Below are 15,592 nucleotides of genomic sequence, written 5' to 3' on the forward strand. Positions count from 1 at the left end.
ATCGGGTTTTACGATCCTGCTTCGATATGTGTGCGCCGGTGCATCAGCCTGCGATCAGCACTCGACGATATTCACCGCCAGGCCGCCGCGCGAGGTCTCCTTGTATTTCGTCTTCATGTCGGCGCCGGTTTCGCGCATCGTCTTGATGACGGAGTCGAGCGAGACGTAATGCGCGCCGTCGCCGCGCAGCGCCATGCGCGCGGCGTTGACCGCCTTCACCGACGCCATCGCGTTGCGCTCGATGCACGGAATCTGCACCATGCCGCCGACCGGATCGCAGGTGAGCCCCAGGTTGTGCTCCATGCCGATTTCGGCGGCGTTTTCCACCTGCAGCGGCGTGCCGCCCATCACGGCCGCGAGTGCGCCCGCCGCCATCGAGCAGGCCACGCCCACTTCGCCCTGGCAGCCCACTTCCGCGCCCGAAATCGACGCATTGAGCTTGTAGAGAATGCCGATGGCTGCGGCCGTGAGCAGGAAGTCGATCACGCCTTGTTCGTTCGCGCTGGGCGTGAAGCGCACGTAGTAGTGCAGCACGGCGGGGATGATGCCGGCGGCGCCGTTGGTCGGCGCGGTGACGACGCGCCCGCCCGCGGCGTTTTCTTCGTTGACGGCGATCGCGTAGAGGTTGATCCAGTCGATCATCGAGAGCGGGTCCTGCAACGCGCGCTCCGGGTGCGCGGTGAGCGCGCGATAAAGCTGCGGCGCGCGGCGCTTGACCTGGAACGGGCCGGGCAGCGTGCCTTCGGCATCGGGATTATTGATGCCGCAGCCGCGCGTGACGCACGATTGCATCACGTCCCAGATGCGCAGCAGGCCCGAGCGGATTTCTTCATCGCTATGCCAGACGCGCTCGTTTTCGAGCATCAGTTGCGCAATGCTCTTGCCCGTCGAGGCGCACAGCGCCAGCAATTCGGCGCCCGAGCGGAACGGATGCGGCATCTGCTCCACCGCGGACAGCACCTTGGTATTCGGCGCGCCCGCCGTGACGACGAAGCCGCCGCCCACCGAGAGATACGTGCTTTCGCGCAGCGTCGCGCCGGTGGCGTCGAGCGCGCGCAGCTTCATGCCGTTCGGGTGTTCGGGCAGCGCCTGGCGGTAGAACGCGATGTGCTCCTTCATCACGAAGGGGATCGTGTGATGGCCGAGCAGCGCGAGCAGGCGCGAGGTGCGCACGGCTTCGAGGCGTTCGTTGATGGTGTCGGGATCGACGGTGTCGGGCGCATCGCCCATCAGGCCGAGCATGACGCCGCGGTCGGTGCCGTGGCCCTTGCCGGTGGCGCCGAGCGAGCCGTACAGCTCGACTTTCACCGAGGCGGTGGGCGCGAGCAGCCCGTCGCGTTCCAGCCCTTCGGCGAACATCAGCGCCGCGCGCATCGGGCCGACCGTGTGCGAGCTCGAAGGCCCGATGCCGATCTTGAAGAGATCGAAAACGCTTACTGCCATGGGTACTGCTCCTGCTTGATCGTGTCGGTTTTCAGGGGATGCCGCACGGTGCGGTGCGCGGCATCGGACTCAATGCGCCACCGCTGCAACCCATCACGCGCTTCTAGCGCGCCGGCAACGGCAGGCAGACGGCAACCCACGCGGGTGGCGTGGGCGCCAGCTTCAGCGCGATCGGCGTGTAACGGCCGTCCAGTCGCGCTGCAAGGTGGTACAGCTCGGCGGCGTTCCTCGGGTCCCATGCGCCGGTGTAGCCGGGCAGCCCGGCTTCGCGGCGTTTGGCGTCGAACGGCACGCTCGAATGCACGAATTCGTCGTGCGATTTGTCGCCCGTGGCGTAGGGCGTCAACCAGTCCAGCGCGGCCGCCAGCGTGGCGCCGTTGGCGGCGCGCTCCGGCAGCCAGTTGCGGTTGTGGCGGCGCGCGGCGAGCGCGGCCGTCACGAGCGGCTGCAGATCGTAGGTCACGTAATGCAGTGCGTCGCGTTCGCCGAAATCGAGCGTCGAGCCGTCCGGCGAAACGTTGTCGCCGATATGCTCGATAAACAGGCGCTGCGCCGTCGCAATCATCTTGCGGTTGTCGAGCGTGAACGCGATCATCGAAATCAGTTTGACGCGATGGCTCTGCCAGTTGTTCGCGAAAGTGCCCTTGAGCGGGCGCGGCTGCGCATCCACCTGCTGGATGTAGCCGTTGGCGAACTTGTTCAGGAACACCATCGTGGCGTTGCGCGTTTTCACGGGCAGCGCGCTGGCGGTCATGTCGTAGGCGAGGATCAGCCCTTCGAAACGCGTTTCGTCGATGGGATTGAAGCTCGGCTGGTAGGTCGTGACCCAGGCGAGCAGGAAGCGGTCGACCAGCTTGAGATAGCGGTCGTCGCTGGTCGCGCGCCAGGCGAGCGCTGCATTGCGCATCAGGTCGAGTTCTTTCTCGGCCTCCACGCTCTGGTCGTAAATCCCCTCGTGCGGCAGCGTGCCTTCCGTATGCAGCTTCGCAAGCGGATGCGGCGTGTCGTTCACGTGCGACTGCACTTCGGCCACGAGCGCCTTCACGCCCGGATCGGCATTGGTGCGCTCGCTCGTTTGCAGCGCGGGCGCCGCGCAGAAGTTCATCGCCGCGCGCGCCGGTTGCGCCGCGCCCAGGGCGATCAGCCCCGCGCCCAGCAGACAGGCCGCGACGCGCGTGCGCGCCCGGATCGCCTGCGTAATTGATTGAGCATGCCCGGCAAAGGCCGTTTCCACCTTCCGCGCCATGCGCGACTCCCTGGTTCAAGGCTGACAGGTGTGTGATGTTAACGGTTTGGCGGACGTTTGCGGCGGCAAATGTACGTTGCGCAAAAGCCGCCGCGGCCCCGCAAGGGGCGCGCGGCGGCTCGAATGCCTCGCAGCGGGGCCGGCAGGCGGCCACGAGACGGCGCGACAGAGCGTGCGGCGCCGGGCGCGTCTTACTCGCCCGCGCCCTGAGCGGCGGCTTCGTCGGCATATTCGCCGACCGGCACGCACGAACAGAACAGGTTGCGGTCGCCATACGCGTTGTCGGCGCGGCCAACCGGCGGCCAGTACTTGCGCGCCACCAGCGACGCCAGCGGATAGGCCGCCTGCTCGCGCGAGTAGCCGTGCTTCCAGTCGTTCGCGATCACCACGGCGGCCGTGTGCGGCGCGTGACGCAGCGGGTTGTCTTCCTTGTCCGCGCGGCCTTCCTCGACGGCACGGATTTCCTCACGGATTGCAACCATCGCGTCGATAAAGCGATCCAGCTCTTCCTTCGATTCCGACTCGGTCGGCTCGACCATCAGCGTGCCCGGCACCGGGAAGCTCATGGTGGGCGCGTGGAAGCCGTAATCCATCAGACGCTTGGCGACGTCGTCCACGGTGATGCCGCTTGCATCCTTGATCGGGCGCAGGTCGAGAATGCACTCGTGCGCGACCAGTCCGCCCGGGCCGCTGTACAGCACCGGGAAGTGCGGCGCGAGCTTCTTCGCGACGTAGTTGGCGTTGAGGATCGCGGTTTCGGTGGCGGCGGTGAGGTTTTCCGCGCCCATCATGGCGATGTACATCCACGAGATCGGCAGGATCGATGCCGAGCCGTACGGCGCCGCGCTCACCGCGCTGATGCCGTGGCCCTGATCGCTCGAACGCTTGTAGCCCGACGAAAGCTGGTTCGGCAGGAACTGCGCGAGGTGCGCGCCCACCGCGACCGGACCGACGCCCGGGCCGCCACCGCCGTGCGGAATGCAGAAGGTCTTGTGCAGGTTCAGGTGCGAGACGTCGCCGCCGAACTGGCCCGGCGCTGCGAGACCGACCATCGCGTTCATGTTCGCGCCATCGACGTACACCTGGCCGCCATGCGCGTGAACGATTTCGCAGACTTCGCGCACGTTCTGTTCGAACACGCCATGCGTGGACGGGTACGTGATCATGATCGCCGCCAGCTTCGCGGCGTGCTGATCGGCCTTGGCCTTGAGATCGGCGATATCGACGTTGCCTTGCGCATCGCAGGCCACCACCACGACCTGCATGCCGGCCATTTGCGCCGATGCCGGGTTCGTGCCGTGCGCCGAAGCCGGAATCAGGCAGACGTTGCGGTGCGCTTCGCCGCGCGAGGCGTGGTACGCCTGGATGATCAGCAGGCCGGCGTATTCGCCTTGCGAGCCGGCGTTCGGCTGCAGCGAAACCGCGGCGTAACCGGTCGCGGCCACCAGCATCTGCTCGAGCTGATCGACCATTTCGCGATAACCGACGGTCTGTTCGGCGGGCGCGAACGGGTGAATCTGGCCGAACTCGGGCCACGTGACCGGCAGCATTTCCGACGTGGCGTTGAGCTTCATCGTGCACGAGCCGAGCGGGATCATCGAGCGGTCGAGCGCGAGATCCTTGTCCGACAGGCTGCGCAGATAGCGCAGCATTTCCGTTTCCGAATGGTGACGGTTGAAAACCGGGTGCGCGAGGTAGGCGCTTTCACGTGCGAGCGCGGCCGGGAACGTCGCGTTCGTCGCGTTCGCCGCGTTCGTCGCAGCGGCAAGCTCGGCGTCCAGCTTGTCGACCGACGGCGTTTCGCCCGCGAACGCGGCTTGCGCGAACACGGCGAGCAGGTCGGCCAGATCGGCGCGCGTCGTGGTTTCGTCGACGGACACGCCCACGCGCGTTTCGCTCACGCGGCGCAGGTTCATGCCGCGTGCGAGCGCCGCGTCGTGCAGCGCCTGGGTGCGCGCGCCGGCTTCGAAGGTGAGCGTGTCGAAGAACGACGCGTTGGCGAGCGTGTAGCCCAGTTGCTTCGCGCCGGCCGCGAGGATCGCCGCGACGCGGTTCACGCGCAGCGCGATGCGCTTCAGGCCTTGCGGGCCGTGATAGACCGCGTACATGCTCGCCATGATCGCGAGCAGCGCCTGCGCCGTGCAGACGTTCGAAGTGGCCTTCTCGCGGCGGATATGCTGTTCGCGCGTTTGCAGCGCGAGGCGCAGCGCCGGGTTGCCGTTCGCATCGACGGTCACGCCCACGAGGCGGCCCGGCATCTGGCGCTTGAATTCGTCCTTCACCGCGAGATAAGCGGCGTGCGGGCCGCCGAAGCCCATCGGCACGCCGAAACGCTGCGAGTTGCCCACGGCCACGTCCGCGCCCCATTCGCCGGGCGGCGTGAGCACGGTGAGCGCGAGCAGATCGGCGGCGGCGATCACCGCGCCGCCTGCAGCGTGCACGGCCTGGGCGAGTTCGCGGTAATCGCGCACATCGCCGTTCGCGCCCGGGTATTGCAGCAGCACGCCAAAAGCGCCTGCCTGCGCAGCGTCAGCCGCCGGACCGACCTTGACTTCGATGCCGATCGGTTTTGCCCGCGTCTGCACGACTTCGATGGTCTGCGGCAGCACATCGTCGGCGACAAAGAACACGTTCGACTTCGACTTGCCCACGCGCTGCACGAGCGTCATGGCTTCGGCGGCGGCGGTGGCTTCGTCGAGCAGCGAGGCGTTCGAGATCGCCAGACCCGTGAGGTCGACGATCATCTGCTGATAGTTGAGCAGGGCTTCGAGGCGGCCCTGCGAGATTTCCGGCTGATACGGCGTGTAAGCCGTGTACCAGGCCGGATTTTCGAGCACGTTGCGCAGGATCACGGCCGGCGTATGCGTGTCGTAGTAGCCCTGCCCGATGTACGAGCGGAACACCTGGTTCTTGTCGGCGAGCGCGCGCAGGGCGGTGATCGCTTCGGCTTCCGAGCGCGGTTGCGCGAAGGGCCCAAGCGGCAGCGTTTCCTTGCGGCGGATCTGCGCCGGAATCACCGCGTCCATCAGCGCGGCGCGCGAGGCAAAGCCCAGCGCATCGAGCATCGCCTGCTGGTCGGCCGTATCGGGGCCGATGTGACGGGCGGCGAAGGCGTCGTGGGCTTCGAGTGCCGCGAGCGAAATAGCCGAGGGCGAGGTGTTCATCAGACGATCCGGGTGTTCGAGCTTCATGAAATTTCCTGCCGGCGGGCGGCGCGAGGCCCGTCAGGAGCCTCGCGCCGCCGCGCCGATGCGGTTGGGGTTAAGCGCCGATTGCCTTTTCGTAGGCGGCGGCGTCGATCAGCCGGTCAGGCGTGGCGTCTGCGGCGGGCTTGATCTTGAAGAGCCACGAGTCATAGGGCTCGCTGTTGACGTCTTCCGGGGTATCGACGAGTTCGGCGTTCGACGCGACGATCTCGCCCGCGACCGGTGCGTAGATGTCCGAAGCGGCCTTGACCGACTCGATCACGGCGACCGCTTCATCGACGTGGACCTTGCGGCCGGGTTCCGGCAGTTCCAGGAAGACGATGTCGCCCAGCGCCTGCTGCGCGTGATCGGTGATGCCGACGGTCAGCGTGCCGTCGGCTTCGGTGCGGACCCACTCGTGCGATTCGGTGTATTTCAGATCGGCCGGGATGCTCATGGTTGCTCCAGTGCGTGGTTGCTTATAGGGCTTGAAAAGAGGGAGGCGTGCGCGGCGTGAAGCCTGTCTATGCGGACAGGATCAGGCGACCATTACCTTGCCGTTGCGCACGAACGGGAGTTTTACCACGCTTGCGGGAAGGGCCTTGTCACGGATCTGCACCTGCACGGCGTCGCCCGGCTGCACGCCCGCGGGCACGCGCGCGAAGGCGATCGATTCCTGCATCGTCGGCGAGAAAGTGCCGCTCGTGATCTCGCCTTCGCCCTGCGCCGTGAGGACCTTCTGGTGGGCGCGCAGCACGCCCGCGGCCTTGCCGTTTTCCTTATGCAGGATCAGGCCGACGAAGGTCGAACGCGTGCCATTGGCTTCGAGCGCGGCGCGGCCGGTGAAGTCGCGCGGCTCTTTCATGTCGACGGTCCAGGCGAGGCCCGCGTCGAGCGGCGAAACGCCTTCGTCCATGTCCTGGCCGTAGAGATTCATGCCGGCTTCGAGGCGCAACGTGTCACGTGCGCCCAGGCCGCAGGGCTTCACGCCCTGGCGTACCAGCGCATCCCAGAGTTCGCAGACGGCGGCGGCCGGCACGACGATTTCGAAGCCGTCTTCGCCGGTGTAGCCGGTGCGCGCGATCATCAGCTCGCCGAACGGCGTCGCTTCGATCTTCGCGGCATTGAAAGGCTTGAGCGTTTCGGAGGCGCTGCGCGAGGAGGGCGCAACCTGCCAGACTTTTTCGCGGGCGTTCGGGCCCTGCACGGCGACGATCGCCAGATCGCGGCGCGGCGTGATGGTCAGGCCAAAGCCGCCTTCGGCGTTGAGCTTGTCGAACCAGGCGATGTCTTTTTCGGCGGTGCCCGCGTTGACGACGGTGCGGAATGCATCGTCGGCGAAGTAATAGACGATCAGGTCGTCGATCACGCCGCCTTCGGGGTTGAGCATGCAGGAGTAGAGCGCCTTGCCCGGCACCGTCAGCTTGGCGACGTTGTTGGCGAGCGCGCGGGCGAAGAACTCGCGCGCCTTCGCGCCGGCGAAATCGACCACGCACATGTGCGAGACGTCGAACATGCCGGCGTCGGTACGCACGGCGCGATGCTCGTCGATCTGCGAGCCGTAGTTGACGGGCATGTCCCAGCCGCCGAAGTCGACCATACGGGCATTGAGCGCGCGGTGCGTGTCGTTCAGCGGGGTGCGTTTGAGTTCGGTCATGGGGCCTCAGGCGGTCGCGAGGTTTCGTGCGGAATTCACGTGATTTCGCGCGAAAACGAAAAAGGCCATGCAGGAAACGCCGCCGGCACAATGCCCGTGGTCGTTTCCTGCATGGCCCCTCTGTCCTCGATACCTGAGAGATTGCGCCTCGAAAGACGCGCGCCCCTTCGGTGGGCAGCCTGAACGTCCGGGTGCGTTACGATCCGCGCCGCCGTCCTACTGCCGCTCTCCAGAGTTGCGGACCTGAGTGCCGATTCGCCTGTGGCGATCCAGCGGTCCGGCGCGCACGGTCCTTTTGCCTGAGAGTTTGTGGGTTGCCCCTTCGGCGGCGCCATCCGACTTCGACGGCGCGCTCTCCCGACGCGCGCAGCGATTGTGCTGGACGCCGTGGGGCTGTGTCAATCCGGAAAAAATGGGTTTCGGGGCGGCGGGTAGCTACGCGCTAAAGGCTGCGATGGCCGCCTGGCAAGGGTTTGCGCGAGGGCGTTTGTGCTCGCCGTGCTCGCGCAGACGGGCGATTTTTGGCTTGCGATCTGGCCCGCTTGGTTCGTTTGGTTCGTTCGGTTCCAGCGCGCGCGCAAAAGAAAACGGGCCGCGCGAAGGCGGCCCGTTTCGTCAAGCGATGCGCTGCGGCGGATTTATTCGCCGATCGCGCGCGCCGCCGTATCGAGTTCCTGATTCAGCACGTGCTGTTCGTCGCCCGAAATGCCGCCGCCATGCTGGGCGGCCATGTCATGCGCTTCGCCGCGAATGGTGTCGAGACGGTGATGCAGCGCGCCACCCTGGGGCGGCGGGTAGTAGCCCTGATTCACGCGGTTGTCGATGCGATGGCTCAGGTTGTCGATGCGCGCATCGATTTGATGCAGACGGTCCACGGCCACTTCATGCGGATTCGGGCCGCTGCGTACCGCGGGCTGGTTGACGACGCACGCGGCGAGCGTCGAAACCAGCGCGCTCGCGGCGGCGAATTGAACGGTACGGCGGAAGGCACGGTTGATACGGGTCATTGCTTCGACTCTCCTTGTGGTCATTGCTGCTCTTTTTGGCGTTGTACGTCGGCAAACGTCCCGCGCGCGCGGTGCGATGACCGCGCGGCTTGCGGCAGATGTAACCGTTTGTATGGACCTTTCAGCCGCGTCGGCGGACTGCAAGGTAGCGACGCTCTAGCCACAAGCCTCAAGGCTCAGGCAGCACGCGAAAACGCGATCGTGCGGCCTTCGGCTGCGCTTTGCATGGCCAGTTCGACGATCGTCATCACGTCGATGGCGTCCTGCGGGCTCACCGGGAACGGCTGGCCGTCGCGGATCGCGGCAGCCAGCGCGCGGTACAGATCGGCGTAATTGCCGGCTGCGTTGGGCACTTCGCGCTCCGACTCCTGGCCGTCGTCGGCCATGGTGTGCAGGCGGCCGGCCTCGTTGCCAGCGCCGAAACCGGGTTGGCCGGGGCGCAGGCCCGCCTTCAACTGGTCTTCCTGGGTATCGAGGCCGTTCTTCAGGTAGCTGCCGCGCGTGCCGTGGATCGCGAAACGCGGCGCGTAGGCGGCCAGCGCGCTTGCGTGCAGTACGGCGTCGAGACCGTCGTAACGCAGCACGATATGTGCGTAATCGGGCGCGCTGGCGTTGTCGCGGCGCGTGTGCACGAAGGCCGTCACCGCTTGCGGCGCGCCGAACAGGGCCAGCGTCTGGTCGATCAGATGCGGGCCGAGATCGTAGAGCAGGCCGCCGCCGCGCGTGGCGTCCTCGCGCCAGCGCTGACGCACCAGCGGGCGGAAGCGGTCGAAGTGCGATTCGTAATGCGTGACGCGGCCAAGCTCGCCGTTTGCGATCAGTTGTTTGACGGTGAGGAAATCGCCATCCCAGCGGCGATTGTGGAAGGGCGCGAACACCAGACCGCGCTGCTTCGCGATGGCCGCGAGCGTGCGCGCCTCTTCGGCGGTGAGCGTGACGGGTTTGTCGACCAGCACATGCTTGCCGCGCTCCAGCGTGCGGCGCGCGAGCTCGTAATGCGTGTCGTTGGGCGTGGCGATGACGACGCATTCGATGGCGTCGAGTGCGAGCAGCGCGTCGATATCGGGCACGATCGCGGCGTCCGGGTAATCGGCCTGCGCGCGCTCGGCCTGGCTCGTGGCGATGGCGGCAAGCGTGGCAGCGCCGCTATGGGCGATCACGGGAGCGTGGAAGGTCTGGCCGGCGAAGCCGTAGCCCATCAGGCCGATTTGCAGCGGTGCAGTCATGAAGCGCGTCCTCTTTCCAGCGGTTTGCAGAAGGTGATGCAGCGGTGATGCAGCATGCCCGGCGGCAGCGCGGGTAGCGTGGCCGCAGGCGGAGGCAAGGGGCTATTTTGGCACGCACGACGCCGCGCGTGGCGGCACGCAAGGGACAGATGAGCCGTGGCGAGCGGGCCTAGGGCGGCCATTAGCGGGGTGACATCGGCAGGGCGGCCGGGCGTGTTAACATCGCACCTCTCGCGCGAGAGGCCCGGCGCGCTGAACCAGCCGCGCCCTGGTTGTTTCGCCTCTCGCCCGCGCGGCTCGCCGCGTCTGCGCCGTCCAGCGTCGCAGACAGCGCGAACGAAGCCCGCGCCTCCCAGCCGTAACCACCCGTTTTTCACTTCCAGGCAACGATGTCCGCAGGTCTGAACCCCGCCCAAAACGAAGCGGTGCGCTATCTCGACGGTCCCTGTCTCGTGCTCGCCGGCGCGGGCAGCGGCAAGACGCGCGTCATCACGCAGAAGATCGCGCACCTGATCGAAGCGAAAGGCTTCGAACCGCGCCATATCGCGGCCGTCACCTTCACCAACAAGGCCGCCGCCGAAATGCGCGAGCGCGTGGGCAAGCTGCTCGAAGGCAAGACGCTCACGACGCCCGGCAAGGAAGGCCGCAAGGTGCCCGCTCATCAGCTCACGGTCTGTACCTTCCACTCGCTGGGCGTGCAGATCTTGCGTCAGGAAGCCGAGCATCTGGGCCTCAAGCCCCAGTTCTCGATCATGGATTCGGACGACTGTTTCTCCATGATCCAGGAGCAGGTGGGCTCGACCGATAAGGGTTTTATCCGCAAGATCCAGTCGATCATTTCGCTCTGGAAGAACGGCCTCGTGATGCCCGAGGAAGCGCTTGCGACCGCGTCGAACGAAGACGAACACCAGGCCGCCATCGTCTACCGCAACTACATGGCGACGCTGCACGCCTACCAGGCGGTGGACTTCGACGATCTGATCCGCCTGCCCGCCGAGCTGTTCGCGAAGAACGAACAGGTGCGCGAGCGCTGGCAGAACAAGCTGCGCTACCTGCTGGTCGACGAATACCAGGACACCAACACCTGCCAGTACGAGCTGCTCAAGCTGCTGGCGGGCCCGCGCGCGGCGTTCACGGCCGTGGGCGACGACGACCAGGCCATCTACGGCTGGCGCGGCGCGACGATCGAAAATCTGGCGCAGCTCGGCAAGGATTATCCGAAGCTGCACGTCATCAAGCTCGAACAGAACTACCGCTCGACGGTGCGCATTCTGACAGCGGCGAACAACGTCATTGCGAACAATCCGAAGCTGTTCGAGAAGAAGCTCTGGTCCGAGCACGGCATGGGCGACACGATCACCGTCACGCCCTGCAACGACGAAGAGCACGAGGCGGAGTCGGTGGTGTTCCGGCTTTCCGCGCACAAGTTCGAACGCCGCGCGCAGTTTCGCGACTACGCGATCCTGTATCGCGGCAACTTCCAGGCGCGCATCTTCGAACAGGTGCTGCGCCGCGAACGCATTCCGTACGTGCTTTCGGGCGGCCAGTCGTTCTTCGATAAAGCCGAAATCAAGGACATCTGCGCGTACCTGCGCCTGATCGCCAATCACGACGACGATCCCGCTTTCATCCGCGCGATCACGACGCCGCGCCGGGGCGTGGGCAACACCACGCTCGAAGCGCTCGGCTCGTTCGCGGGGCAGGCGAAGGTGTCGCTGTTCGAGGCGGTGTACATGGGCGGCATCGAGGCGCGGCTGTCCGCGCGCCAGGTCGAACCGATGCGCGTGTTCTGCGACTTCATGCAGCGTCTGGCCGAGCGCGCGCTCAAGGAACCGGCGACCGTCGTGCTCGACGACCTGATGGACGCGATCCACTACGAGGCCTATCTGTACGACGCCTTCGACGAGCGCCAGGCGCAGTCGAAGTGGCAGAACGTGCTGGAATTCCTCGAGTGGCTCAAGCGCAAGGGCACCAAGCCCGAGCAGGAGATCGGCGAAGACAGTGAAGCCACCGGCTACGACAACACCGACGGTCTCGCCGATACCGGCAAGAACCTGATGGGCCTGATCCAGACCGTCGCGCTGATGTCGATGCTCGAAGGCAAGGAAGAAGACCCGGACGCGGTGCGCCTTTCGACGGTGCACGCGTCGAAGGGGCTGGAGTATCCGCACGTGTTCCTGGTGGGCGTCGAGGAAGGCATCATGCCGCACCGCGGCGGCTCGGAAGACGACATCATCGACGATTCGCGCATCGAGGAAGAACGCCGCCTGATGTACGTGGCGATCACGCGTGCGCAGCGCAGCCTGCATCTGAACTGGTGCAAGAAGCGCAAGCGGGCGCGCGAGACGGTGGTGTGCGAAGCGTCGCGCTTCATCCCCGAAATGGAACTGGACGACGCGCCGCCGCCGACCGCCGAGGAAGCGCCGATGTCGCCGAAGGACCGGCTGGCGAGCCTGAAGGCGTTGCTGCAGAAGGGCTGAGTTTTACGACGCTAAAACGTAAAGGGCCGCATCGATCGACGATGCGGCCCTTTGTTTTTCTGCGCCTTCTACGTGTTCTACGTGTTCAGCGCTTTCTGCGATGCGCGGCAGGCTTACTTCGCGGCGCTCACCATGTAATCGACGGCGGCTTTGACGTCGGCGTCGGAGGCGTTGGAGCCGCCTTTCGGGGGCATCTGGCCTTTGCCGTGCAGCGCGTAGTTGTAGACCGTGTCGATCGGATCTTTCAGACGCGGCGCCCAGTCGGCCTTGTTGCCGAACTTCGGCGCGCCGAGCACGCCCGCCGCGTGGCAGGCCTGACAGACCTGGGTGTAAAGCGCCTTGCCGGCCTGCGAGGCGTCGGCGCTTTGCGTCGCGCCGCCTGCCGGTGCCGAACCGGTCTGGGGAATCGCGGCGATCGCTGCGGCCGCCGCCGAGGCTTGCGCGGCGTTGGCGTCTATCGCACCGGAGGCCGGCGCTGCGGCCGCCGCACCCGACGCGGCGTTGGCTGCGCCCGGCGCGGGCTTCGGCGGGTCCTGGAAGTTCGCGCCGCCGTGGTTCGCCATATAGGCGACGGCGAGGCCGATCTCGTAATCGGAATAATCGTCCGGGCTCGTGCCGCCGCGCGCGGGCATCGCGCCCTTGCCGGCGAGCGCCGTGTGCCAGAGCGTGTCGTAGCCCTGCGCGATGCGCGGCGCCCAGTCGCCCGCATTGCCGAACTTGGGTGCGCCAGCCGCGCCGCTCGCATGACACGCCGAGCAGACCGCCTGATAGACCTGCTCGCCGGTCTTGTAGACGCGCGGCGCATTGGCGTCGCGAACCGACACCTGCGCGATGGGCGCGATGCGGCTGGTGACCTGCTGGACGGAAAGCTCGTCGGTGCCTGCGCCGGTGCGCGTCGTGTTATCGACGTAGTACGCAAGCAGAATGATGATGACGATGGGGACGGCAAACCCGGCAATGACAGCGGCAATCAGCTGGCCGGGCGTTTTGATCGGGGCTCCGTGGGGTGCTTCGCTCATGCTTGTCTCGTCTCCCGTTGGTTTTTTGGTGAGCGGTACAGCAGGACGGCATTAGCCTTGCGATTGAGCAAACAGGGACGATTATAGACGCAAGGTTTCGCCGCCGGTGGCCGCGCGCGAGGGGTGTTCAGCGGGCGTTTACCCGAAGCCGGTGCGGCTGGCGGCGGGTGGTTTTGCAATTCGTGACGGATCATCGGCCGGGATCGTCGCGCTTCTTGCCGCATTGTGCCGCGAGCCGCGCCGCTCAAGGCTTCAAAAGGCCGCCAGGTGGACGCCGTCATGGAAACCGGGTATTCTCTCGGTCTCTTTGACGTTGCTATCTCCCCGTGTTCATCGGGCTGATCGCAGCGCTCGAATGGCAATAAATGGCAACGCGCCCGTAGCTCAATGGATAGAGTACTGCCCTCCGAAGGCAGGGGTTGCTGGTTCGATCCCAGCCGGGCGCGCCAAAAAGGACAAGCCTTGCCGCGTTTTTCGCTGCCATCCTAGTTGAGGATCCCGGAAGCCGGGCAGTGTGAGGGCGAATCAGCGCAAACTATTATTAAGCCCGCAGTGGTTCGACGCGGGCTTTTTTACGCGCGCATTGTTTGCATGGAACGGCACAGAGAAACCAGCTGGAGCACGCATGTTTCAGATACTTCAAGTTCCGGACGACGCTGCCGAAATCACCGAGCAATTGGGTACGAAATACAAGTTGGTTCGAGGATGCCAATTTGGGTCGTTCCCTATTCAAAGAGGGCCGGCCCAACACTGGTGAGAACTGGGCTGAGCGACTTGCTGCGGAACTCGCGCTTGTGATCGGTTTACCCCACGCGTACTATGAGTTAGCTCAGTTTCGAGAGCGGGCAGGGGTAATTAGTAAGAGTTTTGTGCCTGATGACGGACGTTTGATTCATGGCAATGAACTGATTGGTGCTGTTGGCACTGAGACGGCTAACGCGGACCGGAAGTTCTACCGTGATCGAAGTCACACCATCACGCGGGTGTTTTCGTACTTCCGCGCGGTAACGGACATTTTGCCGCCTTTTGACTTCGTGCCATTCGATCGCGTGGAAACAGCAATCGACGTGTTCGTGGGATATCTCTTGTTTGATGCGTGGATTGCTAACCAAGACAGGCACAGTCAAAACTGGGGACTGGTGCGGGGATACGGCAGAGATACGCACTTGGCGCCTTCGTTCGACCACGGGTCTAGTATGGGGCGCAACGAGACGGATGAAAGACGGTCGCAGATACTGAGAACGCGCGATAAGGGGCAGCAAATAACAGCTTACGTCACTCGTGCAACTTCGGCGCTTTATCCGCCTCTAGCGGGAGAGAAGACGAAGCCGCTATCTACGATGGACGCGTTCGTTTATGCAGCTCGGTTTCGACCCGCCGCTGCCGAGGCTTGGGTGCAGAAATTGCGTGCGGTAACGCCCGAATTTATAACTTCACTTGTGGGTTTAATTCCACCGTCCCATGCTAGTGACTTTACGAAAGAATTTACTTCGCAGCTCTTGCAGACAAATCGCGCAAGGCTGCTAGCCCTGTGAGGGAAACGATATGGACGCTCTGTTTGTCGCCTGGCAAGAACCAGAGTCGAGGGAGTGGATCCCGGTAGGAAAGTTGGCGCGGGCGAACCACGTCTACAAGTTTGCTTATACGCGTGGCGCATTAAGAGCCAAGAACTTTCAGGCGTTCGGACGTCTCAGCGATCTATACGCTACGTACGAATCAGATACTCTTTTCCCTGTTTTTGCGAATCGAGTGATTGCGAAGTCTCGACCGGAGTATCGCGATTACCTGCGCTGGATCGGTCTCAGCGATCTGGACTCGGATCCGCTCGCGGTGTTAGCAATGACCGGGGGCGTACGCGGGACGGATTCGATCGAGTTATTTCCGCAACCGAAACGTACCCATGACGGTCGCTATCAAGTTACGTTTTTTGCACGCGGTCTTCGTCATCTGCCGAAGAGCTCGGTGGAAGCGATCGCCGAGCTATCTGCTGGTGACAACCTCATACTTCTGCACGATTGCCAGAATGGGTTTGACGAGTTTGCTATTTGCTTGGCTACACTCAAACCTTCGCATCTCGTAGGATATTGCCCCAAATACTATGCGCGAGACATCTCCAGTTTTCTGCGAGAGAAGGCCGCAGCGGTAGAGGTGAAGGTTAAGTGCGTTAATCTGGATGCGCCTCTTGATATGAGGCTGTTGTGTAGCGTAACCGCCCCATGGGGAGCGGCCTACGCGCCGTTCGAAAATCACGACGATTTCGATTTGCTAAGTCGAGAACCTTCACACGCTTGATTCACTAAAACGCCTCCATCATCGGAGGCGTTTTAGT

General features: G+C 64.7%; 11 protein-coding genes, 1 tRNA gene and 2 riboswitches. Of the genes, 4 read left to right on the top strand and 8 right to left on the bottom strand.

Translation table 11 applies throughout. The features are described from left to right. Positions 1-54: 54 nt before the first annotated feature. From U5A67_RS09815 to U5A67_RS09845, 7 genes are all read right to left on the bottom strand, one after another. A complete protein-coding gene (locus U5A67_RS09815; protein WP_321813836.1) occupies positions 55-1,443 on the bottom strand; it encodes an L-serine ammonia-lyase in 1,389 nt (462 codons plus the stop codon). 103 nt (positions 1,444-1,546) lie between these two features. Further along, on the bottom strand, positions 1,547-2,689 hold the full coding sequence (locus tag U5A67_RS09820; RefSeq protein ID WP_321813837.1) for an alginate lyase family protein: 1,143 nt from the start codon (positions 2,687-2,689) through the stop codon (positions 1,547-1,549). A gap of 191 nt (positions 2,690-2,880) precedes the next feature. Then, complete coding sequence (gene gcvP / locus U5A67_RS09825) at positions 2,881-5,880, bottom strand: aminomethyl-transferring glycine dehydrogenase (RefSeq protein ID WP_321813838.1); 3,000 nt, start codon at positions 5,878-5,880, stop codon at positions 2,881-2,883. A gap of 70 nt (positions 5,881-5,950) precedes the next feature. Then, the gene (gcvH, locus tag U5A67_RS09830; RefSeq protein ID WP_321813839.1) at positions 5,951-6,331 is read right to left on the bottom strand and encodes a glycine cleavage system protein GcvH; all 381 of its coding nucleotides are present in this window, start codon (positions 6,329-6,331) and stop codon (positions 5,951-5,953) included. Between the two features lie 81 nt (positions 6,332-6,412). Beyond that, the gene (gene gcvT / locus U5A67_RS09835) at positions 6,413-7,531 is read right to left on the bottom strand and encodes a glycine cleavage system aminomethyltransferase GcvT (protein ID WP_321813840.1); all 1,119 of its coding nucleotides are present in this window, start codon (positions 7,529-7,531) and stop codon (positions 6,413-6,415) included. 110 nt (positions 7,532-7,641) lie between these two features. Continuing rightward, a riboswitch (glycine riboswitch) is annotated at positions 7,642-7,774 on the bottom strand. 35 nt (positions 7,775-7,809) lie between these two features. After that, a riboswitch (glycine riboswitch) is annotated at positions 7,810-7,901 on the bottom strand. A gap of 268 nt (positions 7,902-8,169) precedes the next feature. After that, positions 8,170-8,538, bottom strand: coding sequence for a hypothetical protein (locus U5A67_RS09840; protein WP_205983207.1), 369 nt, complete (start codon positions 8,536-8,538; stop codon positions 8,170-8,172). 176 nt (positions 8,539-8,714) lie between these two features. Further along, complete coding sequence (locus U5A67_RS09845) at positions 8,715-9,764, bottom strand: oxidoreductase (protein WP_321813841.1); 1,050 nt, start codon at positions 9,762-9,764, stop codon at positions 8,715-8,717. Positions 9,765-10,153: 389 nt separating this feature from the next. Here U5A67_RS09845 and U5A67_RS09850 point away from each other — a divergent pair, with 389 nt between their 5' ends. After that, positions 10,154-12,244, top strand: a complete 2,091-nt coding sequence (locus U5A67_RS09850) for a UvrD-helicase domain-containing protein (protein ID WP_205983209.1) — start codon at positions 10,154-10,156, stop codon at positions 12,242-12,244. 113 nt (positions 12,245-12,357) lie between these two features. Here the strand turns inward: U5A67_RS09850 and U5A67_RS09855 are convergent, their stop codons facing one another. After that, positions 12,358-13,263, bottom strand: coding sequence for a c-type cytochrome (locus tag U5A67_RS09855; RefSeq protein WP_321813842.1), 906 nt, complete (start codon positions 13,261-13,263; stop codon positions 12,358-12,360). A gap of 373 nt (positions 13,264-13,636) precedes the next feature. On the opposite strand from U5A67_RS09855, the gene U5A67_RS09860 reads away from it, so the two are divergent. The 3 genes from U5A67_RS09860 (at position 13,637) to U5A67_RS09870 (ending at position 15,555) form a co-directional block, all read left to right on the top strand. Continuing rightward, a tRNA-Arg gene (locus U5A67_RS09860) sits at positions 13,637-13,712 on the top strand. Between the two features lie 264 nt (positions 13,713-13,976). Then, positions 13,977-14,798 (top strand): HipA domain-containing protein, encoded by an 822-nt coding sequence (locus U5A67_RS09865; protein WP_321813843.1) that lies wholly within the window; start codon positions 13,977-13,979, stop codon positions 14,796-14,798. Positions 14,799-14,808: 10 nt separating this feature from the next. Next, positions 14,809-15,555 carry an HIRAN domain-containing protein gene (locus tag U5A67_RS09870; RefSeq protein ID WP_321813844.1) on the top strand — a complete coding sequence of 249 codons (747 nt, stop codon included), beginning with the start codon at positions 14,809-14,811 and terminating at the stop codon, positions 15,553-15,555. The last annotated feature ends 37 nt before the right edge of the window (positions 15,556-15,592 follow it).

It is taken from the genome of Paraburkholderia sp. J69-1 (assembly GCF_905220255.1).
GTDB lineage: Bacteria > Pseudomonadota > Gammaproteobacteria > Burkholderiales > Burkholderiaceae > Paraburkholderia.

Bases quoted from the DNA above. Each gene is read 5' to 3' on its own strand.
- U5A67_RS09815 (WP_321813836.1), bottom strand. From the start codon at position 1,443: ATGGCAGTAAGCGTTTTCGATCTCTTCAAGATCGGCATCGGGCCTTCG.
- U5A67_RS09820 (WP_321813837.1), bottom strand. From the start codon at position 2,689: ATGGCGCGGAAGGTGGAAACGGCCTTTGCCGGGCATGCTCAATCAATT.
- gcvP (WP_321813838.1), bottom strand. From the start codon at position 5,880: ATGAAGCTCGAACACCCGGATCGTCTGATGAACACCTCGCCCTCGGCT.
- gcvH (WP_321813839.1), bottom strand. From the start codon at position 6,331: ATGAGCATCCCGGCCGATCTGAAATACACCGAATCGCACGAGTGGGTC.
- gcvT (WP_321813840.1), bottom strand. From the start codon at position 7,531: ATGACCGAACTCAAACGCACCCCGCTGAACGACACGCACCGCGCGCTC.
- U5A67_RS09840 (WP_205983207.1), bottom strand. From the start codon at position 8,538: ATGACCCGTATCAACCGTGCCTTCCGCCGTACCGTTCAATTCGCCGCC.
- U5A67_RS09845 (WP_321813841.1), bottom strand. From the start codon at position 9,764: ATGACTGCACCGCTGCAAATCGGCCTGATGGGCTACGGCTTCGCCGGC.
- U5A67_RS09850 (WP_205983209.1), top strand. From the start codon at position 10,154: ATGTCCGCAGGTCTGAACCCCGCCCAAAACGAAGCGGTGCGCTATCTC.
- U5A67_RS09855 (WP_321813842.1), bottom strand. From the start codon at position 13,263: ATGAGCGAAGCACCCCACGGAGCCCCGATCAAAACGCCCGGCCAGCTG.
- U5A67_RS09870 (WP_321813844.1), top strand. From the start codon at position 14,809: ATGGACGCTCTGTTTGTCGCCTGGCAAGAACCAGAGTCGAGGGAGTGG.